Origin of the sequence: Sutcliffiella horikoshii (assembly GCF_044809035.1) — a bacterium.
GTDB lineage: Bacteria > Bacillota > Bacilli > Bacillales > Bacillaceae_I > Sutcliffiella_A > Sutcliffiella_A horikoshii_G.
On sequence record NZ_CP085237.1, the window covers coordinates 1,711,792 to 1,730,084 of the forward strand.

Below are 18,293 nucleotides of genomic sequence, written 5' to 3' on the forward strand. Positions count from 1 at the left end.
ATCTAATGGTAGATTATCATGTCGGATAAAAAGGGTGAAGCGTAAATTGGCATGCAAGAGTAAGGAAGATCTACGGTCATTAGTGGAGGAAGCGAAGAAAGTAGCATTTGAAGGGAAAGTGGCTAACTACATACCTGCTTTACAAAAAGAAAACCCAGATCATTTATCATGTGCCATTGTCTACCCAGATGGAAACTGTGTGTCGGCAGGTGACATCGATAAACGATTTACGTTACAAAGCATATCCAAAATTATTACCCTTGCACTTGTCTTGATGGATTATGGACCAGAACATGTTTTTCATAGAGTAGGGATGGAGCCCACCGGTGACCCGTTCAATTCTATTATTAAATTGGAAACCTCCTCAAAAGCCAAACCATTAAACCCGATGATTAATGCGGGTGCACTTGCTGTGACGTCCATGATGAAAGGCAGTAATGCACAAGACAAAGTGGATTATATATTGGAATTTGTCCGCAAACTTACGAATGAACCGGATATTGATTTTTGCGAAGAAGTAGCCATCTCAGAATTCACTACTTCTTTTTTAAACAGGTCTCTTTGTTTTTATATGAAGGGTGACGGCGTAATTCATGGCAATGTAGAAGAAATCATGGAAGTATATACGAAACACTGTGCCATTAGACTGAATTGCCTCCAGCTGGCAAGGATGGGTGCTGTATTTGCAATGGATGGGCTTAATCCGTTAACGAATGAACGTGTGATGCCAAAGGAGGTAGCACGGATCTGTAAAACCTTTATGGTTACTTGTGGGATGTATAATGCTTCTGGAGAATTTGCCATTAAAATTGGTATTCCGGCTAAAAGTGGTGTATCAGGTGGAATTATGGGGTCTGTCCCCGGACGGATGGGGATTGGAATTTTTGGACCTCCCTTAAATGAAGTGGGGAACAGCCACACAGGGCTAAAATTATTACAATTACTACAGGATAAATATGATTTAAGCATGTTTTAATATTCAGTTATAGTAAATGCGCGAATCCTCCTTGCAATTTTTTAAAAATAACGATAAAATTTATAGATAAGATAGGTAATTGTACGTGAACGGAGGGATCGATATTGGCATCAGATATCGTGGTCGATCATCGTGATAAAGCTATTACGCTTTTAAAAGCTGATTCAGATAAAATTTTAAAGCTGATTCAAGTCCAAATGGACAATTTAACCATGCCCCAATGTCCATTGTATGAAGAAGTGTTGGACACGCAGATGTTCGGACTTTCTCGTGAAATGGATTTTGCGGTTCGATTAGGCTTGATATCCGAAAAAGAGGGGAAAGACATCCTTTCTAAATTGGAAAAAGAACTATCCGCACTTTATGAAGCATGGGAAAGAAATTAATACTAAATAACGCTCAATCAGATGATAGTTGCTGATTGAGCGTTTTTATTAAAGTTCTTTTAGTTTTGGGCTCAAAATCAACATTAATCTCATTTTTTCTACATAATTAGTAAGGATTGTATCGAAAAAGAGGAAAGTTATCGAAAAATAATGTATAATTGCTTTTATAATTGATAAAATATTCTAAACTTTTCCATGTGATATGTGAGAAGTAGCTACTAGGGGGAGACAATATGACGAGAAAAATAAATAAGGTTCTAGTTGCGAACCGCGGCGAGATTGCAATTCGTGTTTTTCGAGCTTGTACAGAACTAAATATTCGCACAGTTGCTATTTACTCAAATGAGGATATAGGCTCATTCCATCGCTATAAAGCGGATGAAGCATATCTAGTAGGGGAAGGTAAGAAGCCAATCGATGCATACCTTGATATCGATGGCATCATCGAAATAGCAAAGGCAAATGACGTTGATGCGATTCATCCTGGTTATGGTTTTCTATCGGAGAACATACACTTTGCCCGAAAATGTGAAGAAGAAGGCATTATTTTTATTGGGCCTACTTCCAAGCATTTGGATATGTTCGGGGACAAGGTAAAAGCAAGAATGCAAGCCCAGATTGCCAATATACCTGTCATTCCGGGTACAGACGGTCCTGTTCACTCATTAGATGAAGTAATGGACTTTGCTGCAACATACGGCTACCCATTGATGATTAAGGCTGCACTAGGGGGCGGCGGTCGTGGAATGCGAATAGTCCGCAGTAAATCTGAACTGCGTGAGTCATTTGACCGCGCAAAGTCAGAGGCAAAGGCAGCATTCGGCAATGATGATGTGTATGTGGAAAAGTTGATAGAAAATCCAAAACATATCGAAGTGCAGATACTTGGTGACCAACACGGAGAAATCATCCACTTGTTTGAGCGGGATTGTTCGATTCAGAGACGTCATCAGAAAGTCGTTGAAATTGCACCAAGTGTTTCCCTTTCAGATGACCTGCGTCAACGAATTTGCGACGCTGCAGTAGAGCTAATGGTAAATGTGGATTACATTAACGCAGGTACTGTGGAGTTCTTGGTTGCAGGAGACGAATTCTATTTTATAGAAGTTAACCCTCGTGTACAGGTAGAGCATACCATTACAGAGATGGTAACAGGTGTGGACATCGTTCAGTCACAAATCATGATTGCGGAAGGACATGCCTTACATAGTAGCAAGCTTGGTATTCCGAAACAAGAAGACATCCGTGTTCATGGATTTGCGATTCAGTCGCGAGTCACAACCGAAGATCCATTAAACGGATTCATGCCGGATACAGGCAAGATCATGGCGTACCGTTCAGGTGGAGGATTCGGTGTGCGTCTAGATGCTGGGAATGGGTATCAAGGAGCAGTTATCACCCCGTATTATGATTCGTTGCTTGTCAAACTCTCTACATGGGCGTTAACATTCGAACAGGCAGCTTCCAAAATGGAGCGGAATCTGAAAGAATTCCGTATTCGAGGAATTAAAACGAATATCCCGTTTCTAGAAAATGTAGTGAAGCATCCGAATTTCATGAATGGGGAATATGATACTTCCTTTATTGATACAACACCTGAATTATTCGTCTTTCCAAAACGAAAAGACCGTGGTACAAAAATGCTTACCTATATTGGTAATGTAACGGTAAATGGATTCCCAGGTGTAGAAAAAAGGAAGAAACCTATCTTTACGAATCCTAGAATGCCGGAAGTCAGTCATATTGAGAAAGTGCCAAGCGGAACCAAGCAAATTTTGGATGAGCGAGGAGCGGACGGATTGGTAAAATGGGTAACAGATCAAAAGGATGTCTTGTTGACAGATACAACCTTTCGAGATGCCCATCAGTCCTTATTGGCAACACGACTTCGTACAAATGATTTGAAACAGATTGCAGAACCTACAGCGAAATTATTGCCAAATCTATTTTCCATGGAGATGTGGGGAGGAGCAACATTCGATGTTGCATATAGATTCTTAAGTGAAAACCCTTGGGACCGTCTGCTCACACTGCGAGAAAAGGCACCGAATGTTCTTTTCCAAATGTTGCTTAGAGCTTCCAATGCAGTAGGTTATAAGAACTATCCTGACAATCTGATCAAGGAATTTGTCGAGAAATCTGCTTATGCAGGCATTGATGTTTTCCGGATTTTTGACAGCTTGAACTGGGTTAAAGGAATGACCTTGGCGATTGATGCAGTTCGCGACACTGGAAAATTGGCAGAGGCGGCAATCTGTTATACAGGAGATATCAATGATCCAAGCCGAACAAAATACGATCTTCAATACTATTGTGATATGGCTAAAGAATTGGAAAGAAGCGGTGCTCACATCCTTGCAATCAAGGACATGGCAGGACTGTTAAAGCCGCAATCAGCTTATCGCTTAATTTCCACTTTAAAAGAAACGGTGGATATTCCAATTCACCTTCATACACATGATACTAGTGGAAACGGCATCTACATGTATGCAAAAGCAATTGAGGCAGGCGTTGATATTGTGGACGTTGCCATCAGCTCCATGGCGGGACTGACTTCTCAACCTAGTGCGAATTCTTTATACTATGCCCTAGAGGAAACGGACCGCAAACCAGATGTATCTGTTCAAGCGCTCGAACAGCTTTCTCATTACTGGGAAGATGTCCGAAAATACTACAGTGATTTTGAAAGTGGAATGAACAGTCCTCACTCCGAGGTATACATGCACGAAATGCCTGGAGGTCAATATAGTAACCTTCAGCAGCAAGCAAAAGCTGTAGGGCTTGGAGCTCGCTGGGAAGAAGTGAAACAAATGTATCGTCGTGTGAACGACATGTTTGGAGACATTGTCAAAGTGACACCTTCATCTAAGGTAGTCGGCGATATGGCCTTGTTTATGGTTCAAAACAACCTATCGGAGCAAGATGTATTGGAAAAAGGAGAAGCAATCGACTTTCCGGATTCTGTTATTGAATTGTTTGAAGGGTATTTGGGACAACCGCATGGTGGATTCCCTGAAGAACTTCAACGAGTCATCTTGAAAGGGAAATCACCTATTACGGTTCGTCCAGGCGAGTTATTAGATGATGTTGACTTCGAGGAAATTCGTAAAAACCTGTTTGAAACATTGAACCGCCAAGTGACAAGCCACGAGATGATTGCTTACGCTTTGTATCCAAAAGTGTTCTTAGATTATCAAAAGAAATATGAACAGTATGGGAATGTATCTGTTCTAGATACACCGACATTCTTCTTCGGTATGAGACTTGGGGAAGAGATCCAAGTGGAAATCGAGCAAGGAAAAACATTGATGGTGAAACTCGTTTCCATCGGGGAACCGCAAAAGGATGGTACGAGAGTGGTATACTTTGAATTGAACGGGCAACCACGTGAAGTGAACATCAAAGATGAAAATGTTAAATCTGATGTGGTAACAAAACCTAAGATGGATGGAACGAATCCTACGCATATCGGCGCTACCATGCCTGGGACGGTTATTAAGGTATTGGTGGAAAAAGGGGAGAAAGTCTCCAAAGGGGATCATCTGATGATCACAGAAGCAATGAAAATGGAAACAACCGTACAAGCTCCATTCGGCGGTACAGTTAAAGAAATACACGTATTAGCTGGAGAAGGGATTGCAACCGGGGACTTGTTGATTGAAGTGGATAAAGTTTAATTGAAATTACTTACAATAGAACCTGAGAATGGTGTGCCATCATTCTTGGGTTCTATTTATTTTATCTATATTAATAAGGACCACAACCCATCCAAATTTCCCTTCTCAAATATCTGTTACTATAATGGTGGGTGAGGTGACTAACATATGACTTTAACAATAGTGTGGTTTCGCAGAGATTTCCGTTTGCAAGATAACACTGCCTTATACCACGCGGTAAAGGAAGCACAACATAGAAAAGAGCCTTTACTGTTCATGTACCATTTAGATTCGGCATTTACGAACAAGGATACACCTAATCATCGTTTCTTCTTTGCTGCGTTGGATCAGTTTATCAAACGGTGTGAAAAGATAGGGATATTTATTCATGTAGTGGAGGGGACCTGGCAAGAAGCGTTTTCTCAAATTTTAGACCGCTTTCCTGAAGTGTCGGCGATATACTATAACAAGGATGAAGTGGGAACAGGTCAGAAACGAGATGAGGAAGTGGACAAGCATTTCTACAAGAATGGAATCCGGGTTTCTTCCTATATGGATTACACCATCCATGGTGCCAATGATGTGAAAAAAGAGGACGGTTCGATTTACAAAGTATTCACACCCTATTATAAAAAATGGATGACTCAGCCTAAAGTAGATCCATTTATTTTAAAAGATGAAGACCTGTCTCTTGAAAGTATTAAAGATGACACATTGTATTCTAAAGGTCAATCCATTTTATCAAACGTAAATAAGTTTTCAGATGAAAAATCCATTCCACATGAAGAATCTGCAATGAACGTGCTAGATTCATTCTTGAAGAAGCGTATTGATCAATACGATCGTTTCAGGGACATCCCCTCAGCAGAAGCGACATCCAAATTATCCGTCCATCTAAGAACAGGGACTATCTCTGCCAGGACAGTTTTATACCACATACAAGAAAAGCAACAGTCCTCTTACAGTACGGGGATGGATACGTTCATAAAGGAACTGGCATGGAGGGACTTTTACAATATGATTTATCATCACTATGCAGATAGTAAAACAAGAGAAGTAGATGATAAATATCAGCAACTTGAATGGAATAACAATCCCGGTCTTTTAGAGATGTGGATAAAAGGGACAACAGGATTCCCGATTGTGGATGCAGGGATGAGGCAATTGGCTAAAGAAGGCTGGATGCACAACCGAGTCAGAATGATAACCGCTTCTTTTCTGACAAAAGATCTGCTGATGGACTGGAGGTTGGGAGAAAGATATTTTGAGAAGATGCTGCATGATTATGATGAGGCATCCAATATCGGAGGCTGGCAATGGGCGGCATCTGTAGGTACAGATGCCGTACCGTATTTTCGTGTTTTTAACCCAATAACGCAATCTAACAGGTATGATTCAAAAGGGGAGTACATTAAAAAATATATCCCGGAGCTTGCTGGAGTTCCTGAAAAATATATTCACGAGCCTTGGAAAATGGAGGAGCATGAACAAGAGGAAGCGGGATGTATCGTTGGGAAAGATTATCCTGAACCTGTGGTAGACCATGCAATCCAGAGAAAAAGAGCGATACAAATGTTCCAGGAATTAAAGTGAAATTCAATCAATAAAAAAACGAGTGGACTATAAGAGCCCACTCGTTTTTTTACATTGATTTAGTTGATTGATTGTTTAATTTAATTTGATTCGTTTTATTACGCGTCACAAGCATTAAGAAGTAGCTTAATACACCGAATAAACAAGAGATAATTAAAGCGTGTAAAAGGGCAACGAAGATATTTAAGTTGGTTACAACAATTAACGCTCCGGTGGTAGCTTGAGAAAGTACAAGGATGGAACATATAATCCATCCGGCTTTAATGACAGGTTGGTGTTTATACTTCTTGATGGCAAGGATGGTAACATACACAATCCACACAACAATTAGTCCGGCAGCAGCCCTGTGACCCATTTGAATCCATTCATGCATCTGGGTGGGAATGCCCAGTCCGTTCCGTGTACAGCTTGGCCAACTTGGGCATGCTAAGCTTGCGCCAACATGTCTTACTAAAGCGCCGCTATATACTACTAAATAGCAATAAACAATAATCCCAATGATATGAAATGACATCCGTCGGTCTACTATCAACGTTTCCGCATCAAACTTCTTATCTACTTCAAAAATAAGTAAAGTAAGAAGGAAGACGGAGGCAAACGAAATGAGGGATATTCCAAAGTGAAGTGCCAGCACTGCGGATGATTGCCCCCACATTACAGCAGCAGCTCCAATAAGAGCTTGTAAAATCAATACCAGAAAGGATAAGAGTGCCAAGAATTTTGTCTCTCGTTTATGTCCAATGGCTCTCCAAGCCCAAATTGCGAGAGTCAGAACCATAAGAGCGGCTAAACCTGAAACAATACGATGACTTAGCTCCACGATAAGAGCAAAGTCAATATTACTTGGAATAAGCTCGCCGTGGCAAAGAGGCCAAGATCTTCCGCATCCCATACCAGAACCGGTTTTTGTAACAAGTGCTCCCCCGATCAGAACAAAAAGCATGACAATAGACGCGCTAACGGCGAACCATTTTAACAGTTTATACACTCGATTCACCTTCTCAGAAAGAATTTGTATCTCCCTTATATAAAAAAAGAAACAGAAATGGTAAAATAATAAACGTCCTACCAATACTACACAATCTTACGGTAATTGACAATATCCTCAAGCAGTTCCGATCAAGGAAATTATTATCGTGAAAAAGGTTGAATAATGGTGTGGAGTTTGCTAGTAATATATAAGGGAAGTTTGAATGAAGCTTCTTCACACATGTGAAAAGCCTCGACAAAACCTATTATATACCGTTTTAAAACGCACGGGTGATATTCTCTCTAGGTGACACAAATTAGTCATATTTTCTTCAAATATAATTCACAAAGTATTTGGCAAATATGATTTAATATACAGAGAGAATGTTGCGAAGCATTTGATACTCATTATGTGCAAAAACACTGCATGATAGTGCAGTAGTGAAAACGCATTCACATGCACATTTGTTTTTCAAATGATTGCATGAAGGTTCAAAGGAGGAATTTAAATGGCAAATTTGAGGACTTTGGACCAAGCGCCTGCTTCATTATCAGATGAACGTCCTCAAGGTATGGAAGTTGCTCCTTCAAAATGGAAAGACTTCTTAGCGCTAATTAAAATTGGGATAGTGAATTCCAATTTCATCACTACGTTTACCGGCCTCTGGTTAGCTATATATTTTACCCAGACTGATGGTTTCATCGCTAATTTGGATATCGTCCTATTAACTATGGTAGGATCTTCATTGGTTGTTGCGGGTTCTTGTAGTTTAAATAACTATATTGACAGAGATATTGATCATCTTATGTCTAGGACCAAGAACCGTCCTACCGTAACCGGTAGAATGAATCCAATAGGAGCACTTTATCTCGGGTTGTTTCTAACAGTTGTTGGTACCGTCATCCTGGCTTTCACAACGATTACTGCTGCAGTAATCGGTCTGATCGGGGCTTTCACCTATGTGGTTTTATATACGATGTGGTCAAAAAGGAAAAATACGCTTAATACAGTAATCGGAAGTGTTTCTGGTGCAGTGCCGCCACTTATCGGTTGGGCTGCAGTTGACCCGAGTCTGTCATTGATTGCCTGGATCCTATTTTTCATCATGTTTGTATGGCAGATACCACATTTCCTTGCCATTGCCATCCGGAGATGCGAGGAATACAGAAATGCCGGCATTCCAATGCTTCCTGTTGTTCATGGCTTTGACATAACAAGAAGACAAATGCTTGTATGGGTTGCCTGTCTATTGCCGCTTCCATTCTGGTTGTTTGACCTTGGAGCGGGATTAATTGTACTAGCAACCGTGTTGAATTTAGGTTGGCTTGCACTTAGTATTGCCGGTTTTAGGATGAAGGATGGAATGAAATGGGCAACATTAATGTTCATTTACTCATTGAATTACCTGACTATCTTATTTGTTTCCATGATCATTGTTACCATCTTTTAAGTTCAGGAAATATACTTGTTCAACTAGAAGAGGGCACGACAGCTATTGCTTATAAAGGGTAGCTGTCTGTTTTCACGCGAAACACCTCAAATTTTAAGGGTGAAATTACATAACCTGTGGTATAGTAAACAATGGGTGCAAAATTTGTCCTTTTGAGGTAAATCGTGTATAGCTGATATGGTGAAAACCAGTTGGCTCCATAATTTGTGATTAGATTCTTTCTCTAAGCTTTGAAGGAATTTATCAATACATTCTACTTCACTCACTAAATATGAAAGAGGGGTTTGATTAGGCTATGAAGAAATGGCTACCTAATTGGCGTATAGTATCACTTTTCAGTGTAATGGCGCTATTCTTAGCAGGCTGTGGTAAACCGTTCTTATCTACACTTCAGCCGGTAGGTGAAGTGGCAGATATGCAAAAATCACTGATTTTGTTAAGCTCAGCAATTATGATTCTTGTAGTAGTTGTGGTTTCTATTATCTTCGTTTACGTTGTGGTAAAATTCCGCCAGCGTAAAGGCGATAAAGAAATTATTCCAAAGCAAGTGGAAGGAAGCCACAAGCTTGAAATCACCTGGACTGTTATTCCGATTTTATTACTTTTAATCTTAGCAGTTCCAACTGTATCTTACACTTTCGACCTTGCTGATGTCAGCGAAATGGATAAGGAAGAGTCAGATGCACTTGTAGTAAATGTTACTGCACACTTGTACTGGTGGGAGTTTGAATACCCAGAGTATGGAGTTGTAACAAGTCAAGACCTTTACGTCCCTACAGATGAGAATGTTTACTTTAACTTGGAAGCAAGTCAAGTGAAACACTCCTTCTGGATTCCTTCTGCTGGAGGAAAAATGGATACAAACACTGATAACATTAACCGTTTCTGGTTGAATTTCGACTCAGAACGTGTTGGTCAGGCAGAAAACCTATTCCATGGTAAATGTGCCGAGTTATGCGGACCTTCCCATGCATTGATGGATTTTAAAGTAAAAACAATGCCACGTGAGGAGTTTGACCAGTGGATTGAAAACATGCAAGGTAAAGAGCATGCTGCAGAAACTGATTTAGCTCAAGCTGGTGAAGAAATCTTCAATCAAAGCTGTATTACATGTCACGCTGTTGGAGCGGATGCACAAAGCGATGCTGGAGTTGCACCTAACCTAACTAACTTCGGGGACCGCACTAAAATTGCCGGTGTACTAGATCATACTCCAGAAGATCTGGAAAAATGGTTAAAAGACCCTGAAGAGTATAAACCAGCTAACTTGATGACAGGTACTTACGGTAACTTAGAACAAGAACAGGTTGACGCTCTTGTTGAATACTTAATGTCATTAAAAGTGGACGAAGAATAGATTTTACAGAAAGGGAGGTTACATTGTGAGTACGTTAGCACAGAAAAAAGGCTTTGGCGCAACGGTATGGGACTATCTGACAACAGTAGACCATAAAAAAATCGCCATCCTTTACCTTATTGCCGGCGGTTTCTTCTTTATCGTCGGTGGCTTGGAAGCGATGTTTATTCGTATCCAGCTTGCTGTACCAAATAATGATTTTTTAGCTGCAGGCCTTTATAACGAAATACTTACTATGCACGGAACAACAATGATTTTCCTGGCAGCTATGCCATTATTGTTTGCGTTTATGAACGCAGCTGTTCCTTTACAAATCGGGGCACGTGATGTTGCGTTCCCATTTATTAACGCACTAGGTTTTTGGTTGTTCTTCTTTGGTGGAGTCTTCCTTAACATGAGCTGGTTTTTAGGTGGAGCACCTGATGCCGGTTGGACGTCTTATGCTTCCTTGTCTTTAGCATCTGAAGGTCATGGAATTGACTTTTATGCATTAGGACTTCAAATTTCGGGTATTGGTACGTTAATTGGTGGTATTAACTTCCTTGTTACGATCATCAACATGCGTGCACCTGGTATGACTTACATGCGTATGCCATTATTTACTTGGTCTACGTTTGTAGCATCTGCCTTAATTCTTTTTGCTTTCCCTCCACTAACTGTAGGGTTAGCGTTGATGATGTTCGACCGTCTTTTCGGAACAGCTTTCTTTGATCCGAACCTCGGTGGTAACACGGTAATCTGGGAGCACTTGTTCTGGATTTTCGGACACCCTGAAGTTTACATCTTGATTTTGCCGGCATTCGGTGTCTTCTCTGATGTATTCTCTACTTTCTCTAAGAAACGCCTATTCGGATACTCTTCCATGGTATTCGCAACAGTATTAATCGGTTTCTTAGGATTCATGGTATGGGCTCACCATATGTTCACAACTGGTCTTGGGCCGATTGCGAACGCTATCTTTGCTGTAGCGACAATGGCAATTGCCGTACCAACGGGTATTAAAATCTTTAACTGGATGTTCACTATGTGGGGCGGACAGTTACAAATCAATACTGCAATGTTATGGTCAGTAGCATTCATTCCTACTTTCGTACTTGGTGGGGTAACAGGGGTAATGCTGGCTTCAGCTGCAGCTGACTACCAATATCATGACTCTTATTTCGTAGTAGCCCACTTCCACTATGTAATCGTTGGTGGAGTAGTGTTCGGTCTTTTCGCAGGACTTCACTACTGGTGGCCGAAGATGTTCGGTAAAATTTTAGATGAGACTTTAGGAAAAATAACTTTCTGGTTATTCTTCATTGGTTTCCATTTAACGTTCTTTATTCAACATTTCCTTGGACTTATGGGGATGCCACGTCGTGTATTCACATTCGGCGACGGTCTAGGTTGGAACCTTGGAAACTTAGTAAGTTCCATTGGTGCTATTTTCATGGCAATTGCAACTGTTGTATTATTCATCAACATCGTAAAGACTGCTTTAAGCAAGCAGACGGTAGCTGGCGATGCATGGGGTTATGGCCGTACATTAGAATGGTCCATTCCTTCACCACCACCAGAACACAATTTTACACAAACACCACTTGTTCGTGGACTTGATCCATTATGGGTTGAAAAGATGGAAGGTAAGAAAGGCATGACGCCTGCAGAACCTATCGGAGACATTCATATGCCTAACGGTTCGATTCTTCCATTTATCATTTCAGTTGGATTGTTCATTGCAGCATTTGGGGTTATGTACAGAAGTGATTTCGCATGGGGTCTTCCAGTAATGATCCTTGGATTATTAATTACATTTGGTGCCATGTTCTTCCGTTCTATAATTGACGATCATGGATATCATATTCATAAAGAAGATCTTCTTGCGGCAGAAGATGATGACAAGGGGGCGAAGCTATAATGCATACAGAAGAAAAATTCACAGCAGAAACGTTCCCAGCTTCGCCTGAAAAGGCTACCCTTGAAGGTAAAAATAAGTTCTTAGGTTTTTGGCTTTTCCTTGGTGGAGAGACGGTACTTTTTGCTTCACTATTTGCAACATATTTAGCTCTTAGCGGACCTGATTCCATTGTTTCCGGTCCTGACCAAAAAGAATTATTCGATCTTGGCCTGGTTTTTGCTGCAACGATGATTCTTTTAACAAGTTCACTAACAAGTGTGTACGCAATGTACCACATGAAAAACTTTAACTTTAAAAAAATGCAATTGTGGATGGGTATCACATGGCTTCTAGGATTATCATTCTTAATCTTGGAGATCTATGAGTTCAATCATTATATCCATTTGGGCCATACCATTACTAGTAGTGCATTTGGTTCTGCCTTCTATGTATTAGTTGGTACTCACGGTGCCCACGTATTCTTCGGTTTATTATGGATCGGAACTCTATTGATCCGTAACATGAGACGTGGTTTGGATCTATACAATGCTCCTAAGTTCTATGTAGCTTCACTATACTGGCACTTTATCGACGTTGTATGGTTATTCATCTTTACTGTTGTATATTTAATGGGATTGGTGTGATGACTGATGGCAAATACTCAATCAAATACAGGTAACCCAAAAGTAGACTTAGCATATCGCCGTAAAAAGAATAAGGAAGAAATGAAGTACCAAGTTGTATCCTTCGTACTAATGATCTTCCTTACACTACTGGCATTCCTTGCAGTAGGAGCAGAGATGTCCAAGTACTTTATCGTACCGTTCATCATCTTAATGGCAATCGTACAGTGTATTTTCCAACTATACTATTTCATGCATATGAACCATAAAGGGCATGAGACTCCAGCATTATTCTTATATTCTGGATTAGCAGTTGGATTAATTACAATCTTGGCATTTACGACTATTATCTGGTGGTAAAACCAAACAAAAAGGCAGCCCATAGAGGCTGTCTTTTTTGTTGGAAGTGTAATCCTGTTGATTTCCGTTCCAGGCGCTTCGCTTGCCTGCGGGCGGTCCGTGAGCCTCCTCAGGCTTCTCGCCTTCCGGGGTCTCACCTATCCCTTCCTCCTGCGGGCGTCTGCGCGCCTTCCACCTACAATCAACAAAGTGACTTCATTCAACTTAAGGTAAATAAAAGACTATCTAATCGATTTTTATGAAAAGCAACCATTACTTACCTTGATTTCTAGCTGTGGATTGGAGCAAATGGCGTAGACTCCAGCGGGGAAGTAACGGTAGGTTGAGACCCCTGAAGCGTTGTGAGGAGGCTCAAGCACCGTCCCGCGGAAAGCGAAGCCATTTGCGGAAAGGAACAGCGTCGATTAACCAAACAATTAGAGTTTCTAGCCTTTAATAGGACCAGGCGAATTCGCTCGGTTTTTCTTAATCCCATAGGAAGAGAAAAGGAACATTGTCTAATTCATGACACTTTCTGCTATTAGGGACTATCCTATTTGTATCACATTGAATGAGCTTGCTCATCTATAGTATAATGTTGTTATGCAAAGTGGAGGCACAAAAGAAAGCCTCTATAAAATTGAGGTGACAGCATAATGATCGGCAACTTGGATATGTTCGGATTTCAGGCTTTATGGAGTCCGGTTTTATTAATTTTCACTATTCTCACCATCGTAATGTATTTGTACATTACCGGAAAAGGAAGACACCGTTTCCAAGACTCAGAGGAGATATCGAATAAGCAACGAAGCCTATTTCTTATCAGTATGATACTGTTTTACCTTGTAAAAGGCTCACCAGTGGATTTATTATCTCATTTAATGTTGAGTGCGCATATGACGCAAATGGCCATATTATATTTGGTCATCCCGCCTATTTTACTGATGGGTATGCCTGCTTGGGTTCTCAGAAAAATAATTAATTTCCCAGTGGTAAAACCGGTATTCCGGTTCTTCTCCAAACCATTGATTGCATTATTCGTTTTTAACGTTTTGTTCTCTCTTTACCATATTCCAGTCGTATTTGATACGATAAAGGTTGATATGGTATACCATACAGCATATACATCCGCTATGTTTTTAGGAGCGTTTATCATGTGGTGGCCGCTTGTTAATCCACTACCTGAAGAGCAGCGGCTGTCAGGTATCAAGAAAATTGGGTATATCATGGCAGATGGTATGTTGTTGACACCAGCATGTGCACTGATAATTTTCGCAGATCAACCACTATATTCTACCTATTCAGAGATGACAGCATGGCTGGCTGCACTTGCTCTATGTGTACCGGCCGGAACCTTAAGCGGTCTTGACCTTGGAGGGCCAGAGCTGTTCAATGCTTTGCCATTGGTAGAAGATCAACAACTCGGCGGTGTTATCATGAAAATCATCCAAGAAATCATGTACGGCAGCATTTTAGCCTATGTATTCTTCGGCTGGGCGAAACGTGAACGAGAAAAAGACGAAATTGATCTTAACAAAGCGATGCACCCAAAAGTAGTGGAGTAAAGGGAAAACAGCAACACACTATGTTGCTGTTTTTCTATGCAGCATCATTTCAATATCATGAACATACGAGAGGAGAACAAGATGGATTACTCAATTCCAATGATGCCTACAATCAGTACTTTTTTTATCGTACTAAGCGCCATATTTGTCGCAATAGGCTGGTACTTAATAAGTAAACGCAAAATTGAAGCCCATAAAAAAGCCATGTTTTTTGCAGCAATCTTCGCCATTATTTTCTTTATCATTTATGCCTCTAGAACTATTTTTGTTGGCAATACCAGCTTCGGCGGACCTGATGATATAAAAGTGTATTATACAGTCTTCTTGCTGTTCCATATCACCCTTGCTACAGTCGGGGCTGTTATGGGTATCATCACATTATGGACCGGTTATAAGAATAAGCTGGATAAGCATAGAAAACTTGGCCCTATAACAAGTATCATTTGGTTTTCTACAGCGATTACAGGTGTTGCTGTCTATTTACTTTTATATGTGATTTACCAAGGCGGAGAAACGACTTCGGTTTTTAAGGCAATATTAGGATTATAATGAAGAAAGGTGGTTGGACTTTTGTCCAACCACCTTTTTTTCGTGTTATATTTTAAAGTTCATTTTAATAATACCTGCTTCACGTGCAGAGTTAAATGCAATCAAAAGTAATGGACCTACGATAAATCCAAGGATGCCAAGGAGCTTTAATCCAAGATACATGGCAATCAATGTCGCAAGTGGAGAAAGTCCGATATGACTTCCCATAACTTTCGGTTCAACGGTTCTTCTAATGATTAAAAGAACAACGGCTAAAATGGATAACTGCGTTCCAAGTCCAATATCACCTGTGATAAAGTGGAAAATAGCCCAAGGACCTAAGATGACAATGGAGCCGATTATAGGGATGAAGTCAATGACCCAAATGATGAAAGCCATGAGTAAAGCTACATCAGGTGCAATAAATAACAATCCAATTAAGCTTGCGAAAAATATAATCAGGCTGACCAGGAATTGTGCTTTAAAGAAACCAAAAATAACATAAGATAATCTTGAGCTCATGAATTTGACCTTGGCTGCCGTTTCTTCTTTTAGGTGGGAATACAGACCTGCTTTTAAGCGAGGCATATCAAGTAAAAACAAGAATAAGGCAATCAGATAGACAAGGAAACTGACCAAATAGTTTGGGATGTTGGTGAAAATATTCTTTACGTTTTGTATATTAAACAAATCTGTCAAATATATTCTCAAATCATACAGAAATTTGTCTACTTGCAGGCTGATTTCTGTTACAAACTCAGGTGGAAGATCTTCAGATGCATTATTCATATCAGATTGAAAGTCACGCCATACCCTGTTTACTTCATTTATGTAGGATGGTGCATTCTCCACCAAATTGATTCCTTCGGTAATCACCTTCGTCGTAAGAAAGTATCCAATAATTCCGATACAAGTCAAAAACAAAAGGAAAACGATGAAAACGGAAGGGTTTCTTTTTAATTTCCCTCTTGCTTGTAAAAGCCTCACAATCGGTTCAAGAAACAATGCAGTAATCAATGCAATGATGATCGGAATGGATACCGGCAATATAAAAAATGCAATTACTGCTATTACAGCAATAACGATTAGTATAAAAAGTGTGCGAATACTAAACAGCGTTGACAATGGATGTCTCCTTTCTAAAACCATACTCCTTCATTAATTATAGTATGGATTTTATTGAAATAACAGTATGTAAGAAAATAAATATGTGTCGTGTTCCTTTTTATACATGCTTTTAATTGAATAAGGGAAAAAGTAAACAACAATCATTTAAACACAACTTAAGCCATAACGCATACAATAATAAAATCCCAAGTGAAGGAGGTATACATTATGTTGGTGCTCAAGAAAGGACAGGAACAGATGAGTAATATGTTGCTGCAAACAGTTATATCCATTTGCGTTTCCGATATTGGTGATATTAAACTTCTTGCTCCAAGGTCTGTGGGAAAGTTATATTCCATTATAAATAGAGATCAAGACAACCGCGCGGTTATTAATTTTGATGCTGAAAATAAGCTGAATATCGATCTTTTCATTGCGATTGCGTACAACAAGTGTATTCCGGAAAAGTGTCAGGAACTCCAACAGTTAATAAAGAAGGAAATTGAAGTGATTACCGGACAGACCGTATCCTCTATTCATATTTATGTTGACGCGATATGGATAAAATAAACGCCTAAAGAAAAAGGTGAAGCAAGGCCCTTATGCCTGCGATTCACCTTCTGAAATCATTGAATTTATTTGAATGCATCCATACGCTCTTTGGCTTGTTTTAAAAGAGAGGTGGAAGTGGAAACAATATTGGATGGGAAAGTTTCTCCTTCACCATATTCCACACCATGTGGATAGTAATGCTTACCTAAAAGCGGTGTGAGCAGGTGAATAACAGCATGTGAACCACCAATGTCGCCTTCTGCAGCATAACCTTGTACACGAAGGTAGAAAGTGCCTTCTTTTGTTTCGAATTTACGGTCATAAGTTACTCGCTCATAATCCCACTGACCAGCAAGGTCAAAACCTAAATCCTCCATTATGTCCGTTAAACGGGATAATTCTACTCTTTCATTTTCAAAGCCTGTATTCTCAATTTTCATGTATGTACACTCCTTTTTCTATCACTGTGAAACCAAATAAAGTATGCTCCCTGTTTATAATAGTACGAAAGCGGACAACTTTCAATAAAAGGTTCGCATTCTCGGCATTGTCCAGATAAGTTTTTTGGAAAAATTCATGATTTTGTAGAAAATGGTGAACCTAAAGCTGTAGAAGAGGATACTTTTATCCTTTTCAAAATACTGGACTGCTATGTATGAAATATAACGGAGGTAGAAAAATGCAAACAGTACGAGATGTTATGACAACGAATGTAGATTTTTGCACGCCATTGGATAATGTTTTTGAAGTGGCAACTAAAATGAAGGATCTGGATGTAGGAGCCATTCCTATAGTGGAGAATGGAGAACTTTTGGGAATGATTACAGATCGTGACTTGGTCGTTAGAGGGATAGCAGAAAAACACCCGGGTTCTAATCCAGTTACAAATGTCATGAGTGACCACTTAATTACTATCGGTCCAGATACTTCGATAGCAGAGGCTTCCCATCTTATGGCAGAACATCAAATTCGCAGATTGCCCGTCGTAGAAAACGGGCAGCTTATTGGGATCGTATCCCTGGGTGACTTAGCGGTGAGAGATTATTCTGATGATCAAGCTGGCGATGCGCTAAGTGATATCTCAGAAAAATAATCTAATATTCTAAGTATTAGAAAGTATTTGACACGGTTGATTAAGCGTTAACGTATCGTTTACGTAGTATTTAGCTGTGGAATGGAGCAAATGGCGAAGACTCCAGCGGGGGAATAACGGTAGAGTGAGACCCCTGAAGCGTTGTGAGGAGGCTCAAGCACCGTCCCGCGGAAAGCAACAGCGGATACAAACCAATAACTGAAGTTTTTTTAACGATAG

16 protein-coding genes are annotated in these 18,293 nt (G+C 40.1%); 13 read left to right on the forward strand and 3 right to left on the reverse strand.

Annotated elements, in window-relative coordinates; genetic code table 11:
* Positions 1-46: 46 nt before the first annotated feature.
* From glsA to LG307_RS08980, 4 genes are all read left to right on the forward strand, one after another.
* Positions 47-976: a glutaminase A gene (gene glsA / locus LG307_RS08965; protein WP_404449898.1), complete on the forward strand. Its 930-nt coding sequence runs from the start codon at positions 47-49 to the stop codon at positions 974-976.
* A 104-nt stretch (positions 977-1,080) separates the two neighbouring features.
* Positions 1,081-1,362, forward strand: a complete 282-nt coding sequence (locus tag LG307_RS08970) for a YlaN family protein (RefSeq protein WP_010192813.1) — start codon at positions 1,081-1,083, stop codon at positions 1,360-1,362.
* Positions 1,363-1,595: 233 nt separating this feature from the next.
* Positions 1,596-5,039, forward strand: a complete 3,444-nt coding sequence (gene pyc, locus LG307_RS08975; protein WP_404449900.1) for a pyruvate carboxylase — start codon at positions 1,596-1,598, stop codon at positions 5,037-5,039.
* A 147-nt stretch (positions 5,040-5,186) separates the two neighbouring features.
* Positions 5,187-6,611: a cryptochrome/photolyase family protein gene (locus LG307_RS08980; RefSeq protein ID WP_404449902.1), complete on the forward strand. Its 1,425-nt coding sequence runs from the start codon at positions 5,187-5,189 to the stop codon at positions 6,609-6,611.
* A 49-nt stretch (positions 6,612-6,660) separates the two neighbouring features.
* Here the strand turns inward: LG307_RS08980 and LG307_RS08985 are convergent, their stop codons facing one another.
* Positions 6,661-7,599, reverse strand: a complete 939-nt coding sequence (locus LG307_RS08985) for a heme A synthase (protein ID WP_404449904.1) — start codon at positions 7,597-7,599, stop codon at positions 6,661-6,663.
* 490 nt (positions 7,600-8,089) lie between these two features.
* Between LG307_RS08985 and cyoE the strand changes: the two genes are divergently transcribed.
* From cyoE to LG307_RS09020, 7 genes are all read left to right on the forward strand, one after another.
* Positions 8,090-9,031, forward strand: coding sequence for a heme o synthase (cyoE, locus tag LG307_RS08990; RefSeq protein ID WP_404449907.1), 942 nt, complete (start codon positions 8,090-8,092; stop codon positions 9,029-9,031).
* 295 nt (positions 9,032-9,326) lie between these two features.
* Entirely contained in the window at positions 9,327-10,388 is a 1,062-nt protein-coding gene (gene coxB, locus LG307_RS08995) for a cytochrome c oxidase subunit II (protein ID WP_404449909.1), read from the forward strand.
* 25 nt (positions 10,389-10,413) lie between these two features.
* Positions 10,414-12,288 carry a cytochrome c oxidase subunit I gene (ctaD, locus tag LG307_RS09000; protein ID WP_404449910.1) on the forward strand — a complete coding sequence of 625 codons (1,875 nt, stop codon included), beginning with the start codon at positions 10,414-10,416 and terminating at the stop codon, positions 12,286-12,288.
* Positions 12,288-12,911, forward strand: a complete 624-nt coding sequence (locus tag LG307_RS09005; RefSeq protein WP_404432780.1) for a cytochrome (ubi)quinol oxidase subunit III — start codon at positions 12,288-12,290, stop codon at positions 12,909-12,911. The genes ctaD and LG307_RS09005 overlap by 1 nt, the downstream gene beginning before the upstream one ends.
* A 6-nt stretch (positions 12,912-12,917) precedes the next feature.
* On the forward strand, positions 12,918-13,250 hold the full coding sequence (ctaF, locus tag LG307_RS09010) for a cytochrome c oxidase subunit IVB (RefSeq protein ID WP_404449912.1): 333 nt from the start codon (positions 12,918-12,920) through the stop codon (positions 13,248-13,250).
* A 635-nt stretch (positions 13,251-13,885) separates the two neighbouring features.
* On the forward strand, positions 13,886-14,794 hold the full coding sequence (gene ctaG, locus LG307_RS09015) for a cytochrome c oxidase assembly factor CtaG (protein ID WP_404449914.1): 909 nt from the start codon (positions 13,886-13,888) through the stop codon (positions 14,792-14,794).
* Positions 14,795-14,875: 81 nt separating this feature from the next.
* Positions 14,876-15,343, forward strand: a complete 468-nt coding sequence (locus LG307_RS09020) for a DUF420 domain-containing protein (RefSeq protein WP_404449916.1) — start codon at positions 14,876-14,878, stop codon at positions 15,341-15,343.
* Positions 15,344-15,388: 45 nt separating this feature from the next.
* On the opposite strand, the gene ytvI is transcribed toward LG307_RS09020, so the two are convergent.
* Entirely contained in the window at positions 15,389-16,447 is a 1,059-nt protein-coding gene (gene ytvI, locus LG307_RS09025) for a sporulation integral membrane protein YtvI (RefSeq protein WP_404449917.1), read from the reverse strand.
* A 210-nt stretch (positions 16,448-16,657) separates the two neighbouring features.
* Between ytvI and LG307_RS09030 the strand changes: the two genes are divergently transcribed.
* A complete protein-coding gene (locus LG307_RS09030; RefSeq protein ID WP_404449919.1) occupies positions 16,658-16,999 on the forward strand; it encodes an Asp23/Gls24 family envelope stress response protein in 342 nt (113 codons plus the stop codon).
* A gap of 65 nt (positions 17,000-17,064) precedes the next feature.
* Here the strand turns inward: LG307_RS09030 and LG307_RS09035 are convergent, their stop codons facing one another.
* Entirely contained in the window at positions 17,065-17,421 is a 357-nt protein-coding gene (locus LG307_RS09035; protein WP_404449921.1) for a YugN family protein, read from the reverse strand.
* 239 nt (positions 17,422-17,660) lie between these two features.
* On the opposite strand from LG307_RS09035, the gene LG307_RS09040 reads away from it, so the two are divergent.
* Positions 17,661-18,074: a CBS domain-containing protein gene (locus tag LG307_RS09040; protein WP_404449923.1), complete on the forward strand. Its 414-nt coding sequence runs from the start codon at positions 17,661-17,663 to the stop codon at positions 18,072-18,074.
* Positions 18,075-18,293: the final 219 nt, after the last annotated feature.